Source organism: Rhizobacter sp. P5_C2 (genome assembly GCF_054049715.1).
Map to the genome: position 1 here is coordinate 14,996 of NZ_JBFULV010000015.1, position 14,759 is coordinate 29,754.

The 14,759-nt window shown below is 69.1% G+C and carries 15 protein-coding genes; 11 read left to right on the plus strand and 4 right to left on the minus strand.

Annotated elements, in window-relative coordinates:
• The first annotated feature begins 63 nt into the window (after positions 1–63).
• Complete coding sequence (locus ACXJLU_RS07525; protein ID WP_457329821.1) at positions 64–2,322, plus strand: tetratricopeptide repeat protein; 2,259 nt, start codon at positions 64–66, stop codon at positions 2,320–2,322.
• A 252-nt stretch (positions 2,323–2,574) separates the two neighbouring features.
• On the opposite strand, the gene ACXJLU_RS07530 is transcribed toward ACXJLU_RS07525, so the two are convergent.
• Both ACXJLU_RS07530 and uraH read right to left on the minus strand, forming a co-directional pair.
• Positions 2,575–3,774, minus strand: coding sequence for a urate hydroxylase PuuD (locus tag ACXJLU_RS07530; protein ID WP_457329822.1), 1,200 nt, complete (start codon positions 3,772–3,774; stop codon positions 2,575–2,577).
• A gap of 5 nt (positions 3,775–3,779) precedes the next feature.
• Positions 3,780–4,133 carry a hydroxyisourate hydrolase gene (gene uraH, locus ACXJLU_RS07535; protein ID WP_457329823.1) on the minus strand — a complete coding sequence of 118 codons (354 nt, stop codon included), beginning with the start codon at positions 4,131–4,133 and terminating at the stop codon, positions 3,780–3,782.
• A 26-nt stretch (positions 4,134–4,159) separates the two neighbouring features.
• Here uraH and ACXJLU_RS07540 point away from each other — a divergent pair, with 26 nt between their 5' ends.
• From ACXJLU_RS07540 to ACXJLU_RS07560, 5 genes are read left to right on the plus strand one after another with little or no spacing between them, the layout of a single operon-like run.
• The gene (locus tag ACXJLU_RS07540; protein ID WP_457329824.1) at positions 4,160–4,903 is read left to right on the plus strand and encodes a GntR family transcriptional regulator; all 744 of its coding nucleotides are present in this window, start codon (positions 4,160–4,162) and stop codon (positions 4,901–4,903) included.
• Positions 4,904–4,908: 5 nt separating this feature from the next.
• Positions 4,909–5,856, plus strand: a complete 948-nt coding sequence (gene puuE, locus ACXJLU_RS07545; protein ID WP_457329825.1) for an allantoinase PuuE — start codon at positions 4,909–4,911, stop codon at positions 5,854–5,856.
• On the plus strand, positions 5,853–7,616 hold the full coding sequence (gene uraD / locus ACXJLU_RS07550) for a 2-oxo-4-hydroxy-4-carboxy-5-ureidoimidazoline decarboxylase (RefSeq protein ID WP_457329826.1): 1,764 nt from the start codon (positions 5,853–5,855) through the stop codon (positions 7,614–7,616). Before puuE ends, uraD begins: the two co-directional genes overlap by 4 nt.
• Positions 7,613–8,872 carry a M20 family metallopeptidase gene (locus ACXJLU_RS07555; protein WP_457329827.1) on the plus strand — a complete coding sequence of 420 codons (1,260 nt, stop codon included), beginning with the start codon at positions 7,613–7,615 and terminating at the stop codon, positions 8,870–8,872. Before uraD ends, ACXJLU_RS07555 begins: the two co-directional genes overlap by 4 nt.
• 40 nt (positions 8,873–8,912) lie before the next feature.
• Complete coding sequence (locus ACXJLU_RS07560) at positions 8,913–9,932, plus strand: ABC transporter substrate-binding protein (protein ID WP_457329828.1); 1,020 nt, start codon at positions 8,913–8,915, stop codon at positions 9,930–9,932.
• Positions 9,933–9,937: 5 nt separating this feature from the next.
• Here the strand turns inward: ACXJLU_RS07560 and ACXJLU_RS07565 are convergent, their stop codons facing one another.
• The gene (locus ACXJLU_RS07565; RefSeq protein ID WP_143171296.1) at positions 9,938–10,459 is read right to left on the minus strand and encodes an ABC transporter ATP-binding protein; all 522 of its coding nucleotides are present in this window, start codon (positions 10,457–10,459) and stop codon (positions 9,938–9,940) included.
• 91 nt (positions 10,460–10,550) lie between these two features.
• Here ACXJLU_RS07565 and ACXJLU_RS07570 point away from each other — a divergent pair, with 91 nt between their 5' ends.
• The 5 genes from ACXJLU_RS07570 to ACXJLU_RS07590 all read left to right on the plus strand — a co-directional run bounded on the left by ACXJLU_RS07570 (position 10,551) and on the right by ACXJLU_RS07590 (position 13,931).
• The gene (locus tag ACXJLU_RS07570; RefSeq protein WP_457329829.1) at positions 10,551–11,378 is read left to right on the plus strand and encodes an alpha/beta hydrolase; all 828 of its coding nucleotides are present in this window, start codon (positions 10,551–10,553) and stop codon (positions 11,376–11,378) included.
• On the plus strand, positions 11,375–12,196 hold the full coding sequence (locus ACXJLU_RS07575; RefSeq protein WP_457329830.1) for an ABC transporter ATP-binding protein: 822 nt from the start codon (positions 11,375–11,377) through the stop codon (positions 12,194–12,196). The genes ACXJLU_RS07570 and ACXJLU_RS07575 overlap by 4 nt, the downstream gene beginning before the upstream one ends.
• Positions 12,193–12,960: an ABC transporter permease gene (locus ACXJLU_RS07580; RefSeq protein WP_457329831.1), complete on the plus strand. Its 768-nt coding sequence runs from the start codon at positions 12,193–12,195 to the stop codon at positions 12,958–12,960. The genes ACXJLU_RS07575 and ACXJLU_RS07580 overlap by 4 nt, the downstream gene beginning before the upstream one ends.
• Positions 12,961–13,178: 218 nt before the next feature.
• Positions 13,179–13,643 (plus strand): antitoxin PaaA2 family protein, encoded by a 465-nt coding sequence (locus ACXJLU_RS07585; RefSeq protein ID WP_457329832.1) that lies wholly within the window; start codon positions 13,179–13,181, stop codon positions 13,641–13,643.
• A 3-nt stretch (positions 13,644–13,646) separates the two neighbouring features.
• The gene (locus tag ACXJLU_RS07590; RefSeq protein ID WP_457329833.1) at positions 13,647–13,931 is read left to right on the plus strand and encodes a type II toxin-antitoxin system RelE/ParE family toxin; all 285 of its coding nucleotides are present in this window, start codon (positions 13,647–13,649) and stop codon (positions 13,929–13,931) included.
• A gap of 74 nt (positions 13,932–14,005) precedes the next feature.
• Here the strand turns inward: ACXJLU_RS07590 and ACXJLU_RS07595 are convergent, their stop codons facing one another.
• Entirely contained in the window at positions 14,006–14,737 is a 732-nt protein-coding gene (locus tag ACXJLU_RS07595; protein ID WP_457329834.1) for an aspartate/glutamate racemase family protein, read from the minus strand.
• Positions 14,738–14,759: the final 22 nt, after the last annotated feature.

Below are 14,759 nucleotides of genomic sequence, written 5' to 3' on the forward strand. Positions count from 1 at the left end.
ACACGCCCTCGTGGAGGCCGCAGAGCCAGGAGCGCCAGACGATCCGGAGACGATAGGTCTGTCATGGTGAGACACCCCCCTAATTTGCAGTCCGTTTCCTCGCCGGTCAGCCCCTTGCTGCCGGCTGCCGTGGTCGATGCGCTGCTCGCGCTGGCCCTGGCCGCGCACAAGGCCGGCACGCTCGATGAACTGTTGCGGCGCCGGCCACGGTTCACGCGCTGGTTCTCGCGCCGATTCCTCAGGCCGGTGCTGGGCACCTCGGGCGACGCGCTGCGGGGCGAGTCCGCCAGTGCCGAAGCGGTGTCGCTGTGGCTGCGCTGGGCCGTGTTGCAACTGCGTCCGGATCAGCACACCGAACTGGTCGGCATCGAAAGCCAGGCCTGGATCGAACGCACCAGCTGGCGCCCGTTCCTGGCGGTGATGTGCCACTTCGGCTTCGCGCCGGTACCTGAATTTCGCCAGCGCTACCACCGCCGTCCCGACGAGTCGCCGGCCGAGAACCTGTGCGGCTTGTGGGCGGTCGGCCCCAGCACCTTCTACCGCTACCTGGACAAGGGCCGGCGCCTCATCGCCGAGAGCCTGATGGATCCGCTGCGCGTCGGCGAGAAGACGCAGGGCCTGCGGCGCATGGCGCAGGCCGAGGCCCACGCGCGGCTCGGCCTCGACGACGCCGATGCGCGCGCGGCCTGGCACCGGGTGCAGGCGGCCGATGCACTGCTGCTGCGCGACGCACCCACCGCTTGGTGGCACCAGTTGCAGGCGAGAGACTGGGATGCGGCGGTCGAGCTGCTGCAGCGATTCCGGATCGAACTGGCCGCCGACCCCGAGACCGACCTGATGCTGGAGCGCCTGGCCGGCGAACCGTTGCCGCCGCGCGTTCGCTTTGCGCTCTGCCTGGCCCAGGCATCGATCTGGCAGGTGCGCAGCGCCGAGGAGCGCGAGCGACAGGCCTACGAGCAGGCCTTGCGCATCGCCAGCACCGCGGACGACAAGCTGATGCTGGGCAAGGCCTATGGGGCACTCGGCAAGTTCTATGAACTGCGGGATGCCGACCGCGCCTTCGTCTGCTACGAGGACAGCGCCGAGTTCCTGCGCATCGCGCGCCAGGCCCGCGAGGGCGACGAAACGCAGACGGTCGAGGAGTACCTCGGCACGCTCGTCAAGCTGGCCTGGCTGCATGTGCTGCGCAATGACCCCCGTTCCCGCGCGGTGCTCGACAAGGCCGAGCAACTGCGCGCCGAACATGCGCTGAAACCCGAAGCGATCGGCATGCTGGAGCAGACCTGGGGCGAATACTGGCGGCGCGCCGGTGAACTGCAGCGTGCCCTGACGCACAAGCACCGGGCCTTGAACATCTTCGAGCGCCTGGGCGACCAGCGGTCCATCCTGATCACGTACCTGAACCTCAGCCTGATCCACGGCGAGGCGAAGGATTTCGAGCGCGCGATCGCCTGCTCGGAGCGCGTGCTGGACATCGGCAAGCGCATTTCGCTCGAGCCGGAGATGGAGAGCAGCACGCGCCTGAACCTCGGGGCCACCTACTTCTGGCAAGGCCGTTACGACCTGGCGATCGAGCAGTACCGGCTCGCGCTGGAGACGGGCCGCCGGGCCAATCTGCCGCTTCACATGCGGCGTTCCCACTACAACCTGGCCGAGGCGCACTACAAGCGCTTCCAGATCGGGCAGGACGCGGAAGACGAGCGCCTGGGGGATGCGCACGCCGCTGCGGCGCTGAAGGGGCCGGCCGCTGAAAGCGACCCGGGCCACGCCGAGGCGACGCGCAACCTGAAGACCGAGATCCTCGGCCCGCGGGATGGCCAGACCTATGACCGCCTGCTTCCCGAAGAGTTTGCCGCGCACTTCGAGCAGATGGCCGATGTGCAGCGCCAGCGCGCGGTGCTGGCCGTGCCGATGGGGCCCCAGGCCCACATCAGCGCCCACCTGGCCATCGCCAACGCCTACCTGGCGATATCGAGCAAGGAGCGCGAGGCGGCCTTGTCATTGATCAGGAAGCACGGTCTGGGCGACCAGTTCGCCGCCGAACTCGAAGGGCTTCGCGCGACGTTCAACCGTGAGCTGACCCGCGAGCAGCAGCTGGCAACGCAATGGGAGCGCGAGGCCGGGGAACTGCTGCAGGAGCAGCGGCGCATTGCGTTGCTGGACCACCTGTTCCGCGCCGGGTCGATCCAGAAGAGCATGTATGCCAAGGTCTGCGGCGTGGGGTTGGCCACGGCCTCCAAGCACCTGAGCACGCTGGCACAACTCGGCCTGCTCGAACAGACCGGCAACGGGCCCAGCACGCGTTACGTGCTGCCCCATTGATCGCAGCCCGGAGTGGCTCCGGGCACGGACTGTCACAGCAGCGGACCGCCCGTCGGGCCGCCGCCAACGTGGCGAAGTTCCTCGTTCGTCAGTGGCGTGATCGGGCGCGTGGGCGCCGGTTGCGGGGGAGTCTGGTGTGAAGTGCTCGGTGCCATGGGTTCCTTCAGAAGTGAAGGTACAGGCTATCGGCGTGAAGCCCTCGGCGTCAATGGATTTCCCGGGTTCTTCCTCAATCTGGAGGATGAAGACCGATCACGGCGCGACGACGGCGCCGCTCTCAAACCACCGCTTCAGCAGCGCCCGCTCGTCGTCGGTGATCCCGGTCGCGTTGTTCAGCGGCATCAGCTTCAGCACCACCGCCTGCTGATACACCTGCTGCGCATGCGCGGCGATGCCCTGCGGCGAGTCGAGCCGCACGCCCTTGCTCGCGAGCTGCTCGTTGTGGCACATCACGCAGCGCGTGCCGATCACCTGCTGCACCTGCGCGAACGTGACGGGCTGCGCTGACTGCACGGTGGGCCCGGGCGCCGGCGCCAGCCACACCGCGACGCCCAACAAGAGCACCGTGCCGGCCACCGCGAACTCCCACGGCACCCGCTTGCCCTGCACCAGCGCCTTGTGCCGCGCGACGAATACATGGCGGATCAGCGCGCCCGCGAGCATCACCAGCACCAGCACCGCCCAGTTGTGCGGCGCGCCGTACAGGAAGCCGTAGTGGTTGCTGAGCATCGCCGCCAGCACCGGCAGCGTGAAATACGTGTTGTGCACGCTGCGCTGCTTCGCGCGCTGGCCGTGCACCGGGTCGACCGGCTGGCCGGCGCGCATCTGCGCGATCACGGTGCGCTGGCCGGGGATGATCCAGAAGAACACGTTGGCGCTCATCGCCGTCGCCATCATCGCGCCGACCAGCAGGAAGGCGGCCCGCCCGGCGAACAGCTGGCACGCGAGCCACGCACCGAGCACCACCACCACCGCGACGGCCGCGCCGACGATGCGGTCGCCGTTCACGCGCCGGCCGAACGCGCGGCAGATGCCGTCGTACACCACCCAGAACACCGCGAGGAAGGCCAGCGCCGCCGTGATCGCGCCGGCCGGCGACCATGCATGCACCCGCTGGTCGATCAGGAAGGTGCTGGCCTGCCACAGGTACAGCACCGTGAACAGCGCGAAGCCGGTCAGCCAGGTGGAGTAGCTCTCCCAGTAGAACCAGTGCAGGTGCGCCGGCAGCGACTTCGGCGCCACCATGTACTTCTGCGGGTTGTAGAAGCCGCCGCCGTGCACCGCCCACAGCTCGCCGTCGACGCCCTTGTCCTTCAGGTCCGGCGCCTCGGGCTTCAGCAGGCTGTTGTCGAGGAAGACGAAGTAGAACGACGAGCCGATCCACGCGATCGCGACGACGACGTGCGCCCAGCGCAGCAGCAGGTTGAGCCAGTCGAGCACATAGGCTTCCATGCGCGTCAGCTGCCGCGGTAGGTGGAGTAGGCCCAGGGGCTTGCGAGCAGCGGCACGTGGTAGTGGGCGCTGGTGTCGGCCAGGCCGAAGTCGAGCGGCACGCTGTCGAGGAAGGGCGGGTCGGGCAGCGCGACGCCGCGTGCGCGGAAGTAATCGGCCAGCTCGAACACCAGGCGGTAGCGGCCGGCGATGAAATCGGCGCCTTCCAGCAAGGGGCCGCCGGCGCGGCCGTCGGCGTCGAGCTGCACGCTGCGCAAGAGCTGCGGCGTCGAACCGTCGATGCGGTAGAGCCGCACCGCCATCCCCGCAGCCGGGCAACCGTTCATCGTGTCGAGCACGTGCGTCGTCAGTTTTCCCATGGTGGCGAAAGTGTATACACTTTGCCATGCCCCGCGCCATCCCCGCCAGATCGGCGGCCCCGTTGAAGCAGATCCGCCCCGCGCGGGCGCGCGCCGACGCGGCCGATGGGGGCACCACGCAGCGCATCGTCGACGCCATCACCACCGCGATCGTCGAGCGCCGGCTGATGCCCGGCACCAAGCTCGCCGAGCAGAAGATCGCCGACCTGTTCAAGGTCTCGCGCACGCTGGTGCGCCAGGCGCTGAACCAGCTCAGCCGCGACAAGCTGATCACGCTCGAGCCGGCGCGCGGCGCGCGCGTCGCGATGCCCAGCGTCGACGAGGCGCGCCAGGTGTTCGAGGTGCGCCACATGATCGAGGCCGCGCTGGTGCGCCGCGCCGCCGGCGCGCTCGATGCCGCGCAGCTCACCGCGCTGCGTGCCCACCTCGCCGCCGAGCAAGAGGCCGTGCTGCGCACCGACGTCACCGGCCGCACCCGGCTGCTGGCGGATTTCCACGTCGTGCTCGCGCGCATGCTCGGCAACGAGGTGCTGGCCGAGCTGCTGGCCGACCTGGTGTCGCGCTCGTCGCTGATCTCGCTGATGTACCAGTCGGCGCATTCGGCCGAACACTCCTTCGAGGAGCACGTGGCCATCGTCGACGCACTGGAGCGGCGCGACGCGCGTGCCGCGGTGCGCCTGATGCAGTCCCACCTGCGCAGCGTCGAGCGCAACCTGCAGCTCGACCCGCGCGTCCCTGATCTTGCCGGCGCCCGGCCGGCGCACGCCTGACCGCCATGCCATCACCTTCCTACCCCCGCGACCTCGCCGGCTACGGCGAACACCCTCCGCATGCCGAATGGCCGGGCGGCGCCCGCATCGCGGTGCAGTTCGTGCTGAACTACGAAGAGGGCGGCGAGAACAGCGTGCTGCACGGCGATGCCGGCAGCGAGCAGTTCCTGTCCGAGATGTTCAACCCGGCCGCCTACCCGGCGCGCCACCTGTCGATGGAGTCGATCTACGAGTACGGCTCGCGCGTCGGCGTGTGGCGGCTGTTGCGCGAGTTCGAGCGGCGCGCGCTGCCGCTCACGGTGTTCGGCGTGTCGATGGCGCTGGAGCGCCACCCCGAATTGACGCAAGCCTTTGTCGAACTCGACCACGAGATCGCCTGCCACGGCTGGCGCTGGATCCACTACCAGCAGATGGACGAGGCCACCGAGCGCCAGCACATGGACATCGGCATGGACATCATCCACAAGCTGACCGGCGACCGCGCCTTCGGCTGGTACACCGGCCGCGACAGCCCGAACACCCGCCGCCTGGTGGCCGACTACGGCGGCTTCGAGTACGACAGCGACTACTACGGCGACGACCTGCCGTTCTGGATGCAGGTGCGCAAGACCGACGGCAGCCTCGCGCCGCACCTGGTGGTGCCGTACTCGCTCGACACCAACGACATGCGCTTCTCGCTGCCGCAGGGCTTCGCGACCGGCGACGACTTCTTCACCTACCTGCGCGACAGCTTCGACGTGCTGTACGCCGAGGGCGACGAATCGCCGCGCATGATGAACATCGGCATGCACTGCCGGCTGCTCGGGCGGCCCGGGCGCTTCCGCGCGCTGCAGCGCTTTCTCGACCACATCGAGGCGCATGACCGGGTGTGGGTCTGCCGCCGCGTCGACATCGCGCGCCACTGGAAGAGCGTGCATCCGTTCAACGCCGACAACGCCTGGATCTGGACATGAGCATCAGCCTGCAGCAACTGAACGAGGCGACGGTCGAGGGCTTCGTCGCGCTGCTCGACGGCGTCTACGAGCATTCGCCGTGGATCGCCGAGCGGGCCTTCGCCGCGGCGCCTTTCACCAGTCTGGCGCAGCTGAAGCACGCGCTGGTGCAGGTGGTGCGCGATGCCGGACGCGACGAGCAGCTCGCGCTGGTGCGTGCCCACCCCGAGCTGGCCGGCAAGGCAAAGGTCGCGTTGACGCGCGAATCGGCCGGCGAGCAATCGGTGTCCGGCCTCACGCAGTGCACGCCGCAGGAGTTCGCGCGCCTGCAGGCCTTGAACGCGGCCTATGCGGCGCGCTTCGGCTGGCCCTTCATCCTGGCCGTGCGCGGCCCGCGCGGCAGCGGGCTCACGCGCACGCAGGTCATCGAGACCTTCGCGCGCCGCGTCGAAGGCCATGCCGATGTCGAACTGGCCGAATGCCTGCGCCAGATCGACCGCATTGCCGAACTGCGGCTGGACGACAAGTTCGGCAGCGAGCCGACGCTGGGCAACCAGGTCTGGGACTGCGCCGAGCTGCTCGCGCAGCACAGCGACCCGGGCTATGCCGAGCACGGCCAGTTGACGGTCACCTACCTGACCGATGCGCACCGCGCCTGCCAGCGGCAACTGGTGCGCTGGATGCACGATTGCGGCTTCGACGAGGTGTCGGTCGATGCGGTCGGCAACGTGGTCGGCCTTTATCACGGCAGCGATCACGCCGCGCCGCGCCTGCTGACCGGCTCGCACTTCGACACCGTGCGCAACGGCGGCCAATACGACGGCCGGCTCGGCATCCTGGTGCCGATGGTCTGCGTGCGCGAGCTGCAGCGCGCCGGCCGCCGGCTGAAGCATGGCATCGAGGTGGTCGGCTTCGCGGAAGAAGAAGGCCAGCGCTACAAGGCCACCTTCCTCGGCTCGGGCGCGCTGATCGGGCAGTTCGACACCCGCTGGCTCGACCAGCAGGATGCCGACGGCATCGCGATGCGCGACGCGATGCGCAGCGCCGGCCTCGACCCCGCGAAGATCCCTGCGCTGCGGCGCGACCCGGCGCAGTACCTCGGCTTCGTCGAGGTCCACATCGAGCAGGGCCCGGTGCTCGACGAGCTCGACCTGCCGTTGGGTGTCGTCACGTCGATCAACGGCAGCGTTCGCTACCTCGGCGAGGTGATCGGCATGGCCAGCCATGCCGGCACGACGCCGATGGACCGGCGCCGCGATGCCGCGACCGCGGTGGCCGAGCTGGCGCTGTACGTCGAAGAGCGCGCCGCCGCGCAGCCGAACCTGGTCGGCACCGTCGGCATGCTGAGCGTGCCGAACGGCTCGATCAACGTCGTGCCCGGGCGCTGCGTGTTCAGCCTCGATCTGCGCGCGACCACCGACGAGGCGCGCGATGCGCTGGCACGCGACGTGGTGGCCGAGCTGGAACGGATCTGCCAGCGGCGCGGCCTGCACCACACGCTCGAAGAGACGCTGCGCGCGTCGGCCGCGCCGAGTGCGCCGGCCTGGCAACAGCGCTGGGAGCGCGCGGTCGAGGCGAGCGGCCTGCCGGTGCACCGCATGCCCAGCGGCGCCGGCCACGATGCGATGAAGCTGCACGAGGTGATGCCGCAGGCGATGCTGTTCCTGCGCGGCGGCAATTCCGGCATCAGCCACAACCCGCTGGAAACCATCACCAACCACGACGCGCAGCTGTGCGTCGAGGCCTTCCAGCACCTGCTGGACCACCTGGAGACGACATGAGCGACGACACGTACGCGCGCCTCGATGCGTGGATCGACGCGCATTTCGACGAGCAGACCCGGTTCCTGCAAGCCTTGGTGCAGGTGCCCACCGACACGCCGCCGGGCAACAACGCGCCGCATGCCGAGCGCACCGCGGCCCTGCTGGCGGGCTTCGGCTTCGAGGCCGAGCGGCACGTGGTGCCGGGCGACGAGGTGCGTGCCGCCGGCATGGAGAGCATCACCAACCTGATCGTGCGCCGCCGCTATGGGAAGGGTGACGAGGGCCCGACCATCGCACTGAACGCCCACGGCGACGTGGTGCCGCCCGGTGAAGGCTGGGCGCACGGGCCGTACAGCGGCGACATCGAGGACGGCAAGCTCTACGGCCGCGCATCGGCGGTCAGCAAGAGCGATTTCTCGACCTACACCTTTGCGGTGCGGGCGCTCGAGGCGCTGGGCGTGCCATTGAAGGGCGGCATCGAGCTGCACTTCACCTACGACGAGGAGTTCGGTGGCGAACTCGGCCCCGGCTGGCTGTTGAAGCACGGCCTCACGACGCCCGACCTGCTGATCGCCGCCGGCTTCAGCTACCAGGTGGTGACGGCGCACAACGGCTGCCTGCAGATGGAGGTGACGGTGCACGGCCGCATGGCGCATGCGGCGATTCCCGACACCGGCATCGACGCGCTGCAGGGTGCGGTCGCGCTGCTGAACGCGCTGTATGCGCAGAACGCGCTGTACCGGCAGGTGACGTCGAAGGTGCCGGGCATCCGCCACCCGTACCTCAATGTGGGGCGCATCGAGGGCGGCACCAACACCAACGTGGTGCCGGGCAAGGTGGTGCTGAAGCTCGACCGCCGGATGATCCCGGAGGAGAACCCGGTCGAGGTCGAGGCCGCGCTGCGGACGGTGATCGCCGACGCGGCGGCGCAGGTGCCGGGCATCACCGTCGAGATCCGCCGGCTGCTGCTGGCGCACGCGCTGCAGCCGCTGCCGGGCAACCGGACGCTGGTCGAGGCGCTGCAGCGGCATGGCGAGGCGGTGTTCGGCGAGCCGATTCCCACCTCGGGCTCGCCGCTGTACACCGACGTGCGGCTGTACAGCGAGCGTGGCATTCCGGCGGTGATCTACGGTGCCGGGCCGCGCACGGTGTTCGAGAGCAACGCGAAGCGGGCCGACGAGCATGTGGTGCTCGAGGACCTGCGGCGGGCGACCCAGGTGGTGGCGCGCGCCTTGCATGATCTTTGTAGCCCGGATGCCAATCCGGGTTCGTGATTCATGCCTCCCGGATTGGCATCCGGGCTACGGAGTTCGCATGTTCATTCGCACGTTGGTCCTCGCCACCGTCTTCCTCGCGCAGGCCGCATCGGCCCAGGACATCCCCGTCAAGTTCCAGCTCGACTGGCGCTTCGAAGGCCCGGCGGCGATGTTCCTGGTGCCGGCCGCGAAGGGCTACTTCAAGGCCGAGAAGCTCGACGTCACGATCGACGCCGGCAACGGCTCGGGCGGCGCCGTCGCGCGAGTCGCGTCGGGCGCGTACGACATGGGCTTCGCCGACCTCGCGGCGCTGATGGAGTTCCACGCCAACAACCCGACCGCGCCGAACAAGCCGGTGGCGGTGATGATGGTCTACAACAACACGCCGGCCGCGGTGCTGGCGTTGAAGAAATCCGGCATCCGGACGCCGGCCGACCTGAACGGCAAGAAGCTCGGCGCGCCGGTGTTTGATGCCGGCCGCAAGGCCTGGCCGATCTTCGCGAAGGCCAACGGCATCGGCACCGTGGCCTGGACCGCGATGGACCCGCCGCTGCGCGAGACCATGCTGGTGCGCGGCGACATCGACGCGATCACCGGCTTCTCGTTCACCTCGCTGCTGAACCTGGAGGCGCGCGGCGTGAAGGCCGACGACGTGGTCGTGCTGCCGTACCCGCAGTACGGCGTGAAGCTGTACGGCAACGCGGTCATCGTGTCGCAGGAGTTCCTGAAGAAGAACCCGGACGCGGTGAAGGCCTTCCTGCGCGCGTTTGCCAAGGGCATGAAGGACGTGGTGGCCGATCCGGCCGCGGCGGTCGCGACTGTGAAGGCGCGCGACGGCATCGTCAACGAGGCGCTGGAACTGCGGCGCCTGAAGCTCACGCTCGATGCGACGGTGCTGACCGCCGATGCGCGGGCCGAGGGCTTCGGCACGGTGCTGGCACCGCGGCTGAGCCTGATGGCCAGCCAGGTGTCCGACGCGTTCGGCACCAAGGAGCGCGTGAACCCGGCGGCCGTGTGGAGCGACGCCTACCTGCCGGATGCGGCCTCGCGCAACATCTTCGCGGTCGCGCGCAAGTGAGCCCGTCAGGGGACCACGGCCGACACCTGGAACATCAGCGCCGAGTTGCCCAGCACGTTGACCTGGGTCGACACGGTGGGCGTCAGCTGCCAGCCGACCGTCAGCACCAGGCCCGGCGAGAAGCCCTTGTAGTTCAGCGGCACCTTGTCGTCGAACGGCGGTTTGTAGCCGTAGATCAGGCCGGCGGTCCACTGCGCGTAGAGCCGGTTCCACTCGCTGAAATCGGTCAACCGCTGGCCGACGTAGGCATAGGCGCTCGGCTGCCCGAACGAGTTGCTGAAGTAGGTGAAGCCCGAGACCACGCCGTTCGGCCGCTCGCGCTCGACCCCCACCATCCACACGTAGTGGTGGTCGGGGTCGCGCGAGTAGTGGTAGGTCGCCGGCGAATACATCAGGCGCCAGACATCCTCACTTACAGTGGCCGGCGGCGCTTCGGGCGCGTCAGGGGCAGCGGGTACGGTTTGCGCGGGGGTGCAGATCGACACGCCGCAGGCGCACACGGCAGACGCCAGGGCAGGAAACTTCATGGCGCTGATTGTCGCGAACTCTCGACCTGGTTTTTGGAGGCAGGCATCCAGGCTTGTCGGATGGCTGTGCGCATCGGTGTCGTGCGTTGTCATGCTGCAAGGCTGTGCGTGGTGGGACCTGAAGCAGAGGCAATGGGTGTTCCGGCCCTCGCCGGGGCAACCGGCCGAGTTCGCACTGCGGCCGGGCGACCTGTCGTATGCGGTGGCGGTGCCTGGGGTAACACCCGGGATGCAGGACCGGCTGCAGCTGTGGTGGATGCCGAACGCCGACCCGCAGGCACCGACGCTGCTGTACCTGCACGGCACCTTTCGCGCGCTGTACCGCAACCTGCCGAAGATCGACGCGCTGCGCGATGCCGGCTTCTCGGTGCTGGCGGTCGACTACCGCGGCTGGGGCGAGAGCACGCGGCTGATCCCGTCGCAGGCGACGATCCTGGCCGATGCCGACAGCGCGTGGGCCGAGCTGGTGAGGCACCAGCCCGATCCGGGGCGGCGCGTGATCTTCGGGCATTCGATGGGCGGCGGCGTGGCGGTTGACCTCGCGAGCCGCAAGCGCGCCGGGCGCGACTACGGCGGCCTGATCCTGGAGTCGACCTTCACGCGGCTGCCCGACGTGGCCGCCGAGCTCGGCGTGGTCGGCACGATGGTCTCGTGGCTCGCGACCGAGAAGTTCGATTCGATCGACAAGATCGGCCGCATCGACGCCCCGATCCTGATCATGCACGGCAGCGCCGACGACACGGTGCCGGTGACGCTCGGCCGCGCGCTGCGCGATGCGGCGCCGGCCGGCACGCGCTGGGTCGAGTTCAGCGGCGGCTCGCACAGCCGGCTGCACGACGACGATCCGGCGCTGTACCGCGAGGCGGTCAAGTCGTTGATCTCGCGCCTCGCCCCCTCGTCACCGCCGGCCTCCCGATGAATCCACCGCTGCCGCCTTTCGTCGACTTCCGCAAGGTCTGGCTCGCCTACGACGACGAGCTGCTCGCGCGTGGCCAGTTCGCGGTCGAGGACATCTCGCTGCGGGCGCAGCCGGGCGAGTTCATCGCGATCGTCGGGCCCTCGGGTTGCGGCAAGTCGACCTTCATGAAGCTCGCGACCGGGCTGAAGCGGCCGTCGCAAGGCACGGTGCTGGTCGACGGCCGCGAGGTCGCCGGGCCGCTGAAGATCACCGGCATGGCCTTCCAGGCGCCGTCGCTGCTGCCGTGGCGCAGCACGCTGCGCAACGTGCTGCTGCCGTTGGAGATCGTCGAGCCGCACCGCTCGCAATTCCGCGCCCGCCGCGCCGAGTACGAGGCGAAGGCGCGCGCGCTGCTGGCGAGCGTGGGCCTGGCGGGCTACGAAGACAAGTTCCCGTGGCAGCTGTCCGGCGGCATGCAGCAGCGCGCATCGATCTGCCGAGCGCTGATCCATGAACCGAAGATGCTGCTGCTCGACGAGCCGTTCGGCGCGCTCGACGCGTTCACGCGCGAGGAGCTGTGGTGCACGCTGCGCGACCTGCAGGCGGCGCAACGCTTCAACGTGATCCTGGTGACGCACGACCTGCGCGAGGCGGTGTTCCTCGCCGACACGGTGCACGTGATGAGCCGCGGCCCGGGGCGCATGCTGGCGCGCCGCGAGATCGGCTTCGAGCGGCCGCGCGACCTCGCGCTCACCTACACCCGCGAGTTCAGCGACGTGGTGCTCGAGCTGCGCGAGCACATCGGCAGCATCCGCCGCGCACCGGAGGCGGTGTCGTGACGCGCCGGCAACGCGAGCGCCTCGCGCCGTGGCTGCTGCTGGCCGCGGTGCTGCTGCTCTGGGAGCTGGCGTGCCGCGGCTTCGGCATCTCCGATTTCATCTTTCCGAGTCCGTCGCGCATCGCGCAGCAGCTGTGGGAGTTCCATGCGGTGATTGCCGCGCATGCATGGCGTACGTTCTGGGTCACGATGCTGGGCTTCGGGCTGGCGATCGTCGTCGGCGTGCTGCTGGGCGTGCTGGTCGGCAGCTCGCGGCTGGCGTATGCGGCGATGTACCCGCTGATGACGGCCTTCAACGCGCTGCCGAAGGCGGCGTTCGTGCCGATCCTGGTCGTGTGGTTCGGCATCGGGGTCGGACCGGCGGTGCTGACGGCGTTCCTGATCTCTTTCTTCCCGATCACGGTCAACATCGCGACCGGCCTCGCGACGCTGGAGCCGGAGCTGGAGGACGTGCTGCGCGTGCTCGGCGCGCGGCGCACCGATGTGCTGCTGAAGGTCGGGCTGCCGCGCTCGATGCCATATTTCTACGCGTCGCTGAAGGTCGCGATCACGCTGGCCTTCGTCGGCACGACGGTGTCGGAGATGACGGCCGCCAACGAGGGCATCGGCTACCTACTGATCTCGGCCGGCTCGTCGATGCAGATGGGGCTGGCGTTCGCCGGGCTGGTGGTGGTGGGCGCGATGGCGATGGGGATGTACGAGCTGTTCGCGGTGGTCGAGCGGCGCACGACGGGGTGGGCGCATCGGGGGGCGGGGGCGGCATAAGCACGCCGGGGCGTGATGACTGGTAGCAGCCGTTCAGCCTGAGGTATCGAAGGCCCTCTCGATGCCCGAATGGCGTGTGTTCGTGTAGCCCGGGTGACAACCCGGGATCGTGAGCGACGAATCCCGGATTCGCATCCGGGCTACGGGGAGTTTGCGTTGACCACTTTCTAAGAATTTGGAAGAATCCCGGCTTTCCTCTCGTTGGCACCGGAAGCTCGATGCAACTGCCGCGCACGACCATTGATCACGAAACCCTGCAGAACCTGGTCGACGCAGGTAAAACTGTGCGCGCCGAGGTGGTTGGTCAGGCGGGAGCCTGGGGCGTGGTCATCAGGCATGGGCGTTCGCATCAGACGCTTGCGGCGCGCCGCGGCCACACCCGACTCTTTCGCCGCTTCGAGACGCTGGCGAGCTACTTGAAAGAAATGGGCATCACGGCCTTTCATGTCGATGCGGCTGAATACGAAGCAGCCGTTGGCGCTTCTGACGCCACGGATCGTCGAAGCAGCGTGGCATCCGAGCGCATGAAGCATGCGCACGAGGCCGCGGCTTACGACAAGTGGTTCCGCGCCAGCGTGCAGGCTTCGATCGACGATCCCCGGCCGAGCGTCAGTGACGAAGATGCGCGTGCGCAGTTCGAAGCGCGCCGCGCCGCGCTGCGCCGGCGTGCCAAGACGGGTTGATCATTGAAACGGCTCGCATGGCGCCCGATGGCGCTCAGGGATCGCATGGCGATCGAGGATCACATTGCGAGTGACAACCCGCTCGCGGCGGCTGAACTCGACGAGGAGTTCGAATTGAAGGCGGAACTCGCCCGGTCGAATCCGACGCTGTACAAGGTGGGTCGCGTCAAGGGCACACGTGAGATCGTTGTGCGGCCCCACGACCTGATGGTCTATCGTGTCACGCCGCAGGCGGTCGAGGTTCTGCGTGTACTCCATACCGCGCTTCGCTGGCCGAAGAAGGGCTGAGGGGGCGCCGCCGGCCTTGTGGCCCGGATGCCAATCCGGGATCGTGACCGACACATCCCGGATTGGCATCCGGGCTACGGCGAATACGGCGCGGCCAGCCCCACATAGTCCTTGCGCAACGGCGCCGCATAGTCCCCGCGCTTGCTCGTCCCGAGCCTCATCGCGACCAGCCCCTCGGCCAGCTTGACCGCCGCTGCGACGCCATCCACCACCGGCACGCCCAGCTCGGCCTGCAGCCGCGCGCACAGGTCGGCCATCCCTGCGCAGCCCAGCACGATCGCGCCGGAGCGGTCGCGCTCCAGCGCCTGCTGTGCGCTCGCCAGGATGCGCGCATAGGCGTCGCTCGCCGGGTCGTCGAGCTCCAGCACCGCGATGTCGGTGCCGTGGATGCCGCGGCAGCGTCGCTCGAAGCCGTACTGCAGCACCAGGTGCTCGGCGATCACGCAGGTGCGCGTCAGCGTCGTGACGACCGAGAAGCCGGTCGCCAGCAGCGATGCGCAGTGGAACGCCGCCTCCGCGATGCCGATCACCGGCCCGTGCGCCAGCTCACGCGCGGCGTGCAGCCCCGGGTCGCCGAAGCAGGCGATGACGTGCGCATTGGCGCCGCCCAGCTCACCGGCGCGCACCTGTTCGGTCACCCCGGCGGCGGCCCACACGTCGTCGTGGTGCCCCTCGATCGACGGTGCACCAAAGCTCGGCTGCACCGCATCGATCACGGTGCCGGGCGCGGCCACCGCGCGCGCGGCCTCGCCGATCTTGGCGGTCATCGACGCGCTGGTATTGGGGTTGATCACGCGGATCTTCATCGTCGGCTCCTCTGTGCGATGG

Bases quoted from the DNA above. Each gene is read 5' to 3' on its own strand.
- ACXJLU_RS07585 (WP_457329832.1), top strand. From the start codon at position 13,179: ATGCAACTGCCGCGCACGACCATTGATCACGAAACCCTGCAGAACCTG.
- ACXJLU_RS07525 (WP_457329821.1), top strand. From the start codon at position 64: ATGGTGAGACACCCCCCTAATTTGCAGTCCGTTTCCTCGCCGGTCAGC.
- ACXJLU_RS07530 (WP_457329822.1), bottom strand. From the start codon at position 3,774: ATGGAAGCCTATGTGCTCGACTGGCTCAACCTGCTGCTGCGCTGGGCG.
- ACXJLU_RS07540 (WP_457329824.1), top strand. From the start codon at position 4,160: ATGCCCCGCGCCATCCCCGCCAGATCGGCGGCCCCGTTGAAGCAGATC.
- puuE (WP_457329825.1), top strand. From the start codon at position 4,909: ATGCCATCACCTTCCTACCCCCGCGACCTCGCCGGCTACGGCGAACAC.
- ACXJLU_RS07575 (WP_457329830.1), top strand. From the start codon at position 11,375: ATGAATCCACCGCTGCCGCCTTTCGTCGACTTCCGCAAGGTCTGGCTC.
- ACXJLU_RS07555 (WP_457329827.1), top strand. From the start codon at position 7,613: ATGAGCGACGACACGTACGCGCGCCTCGATGCGTGGATCGACGCGCAT.
- ACXJLU_RS07565 (WP_143171296.1), bottom strand. From the start codon at position 10,459: ATGAAGTTTCCTGCCCTGGCGTCTGCCGTGTGCGCCTGCGGCGTGTCG.
- uraD (WP_457329826.1), top strand. From the start codon at position 5,853: ATGAGCATCAGCCTGCAGCAACTGAACGAGGCGACGGTCGAGGGCTTC.
- ACXJLU_RS07560 (WP_457329828.1), top strand. From the start codon at position 8,913: ATGTTCATTCGCACGTTGGTCCTCGCCACCGTCTTCCTCGCGCAGGCC.
- ACXJLU_RS07570 (WP_457329829.1), top strand. From the start codon at position 10,551: ATGCTGCAAGGCTGTGCGTGGTGGGACCTGAAGCAGAGGCAATGGGTG.
- uraH (WP_457329823.1), bottom strand. From the start codon at position 4,133: ATGGGAAAACTGACGACGCACGTGCTCGACACGATGAACGGTTGCCCG.
- ACXJLU_RS07595 (WP_457329834.1), bottom strand. From the start codon at position 14,737: ATGAAGATCCGCGTGATCAACCCCAATACCAGCGCGTCGATGACCGCC.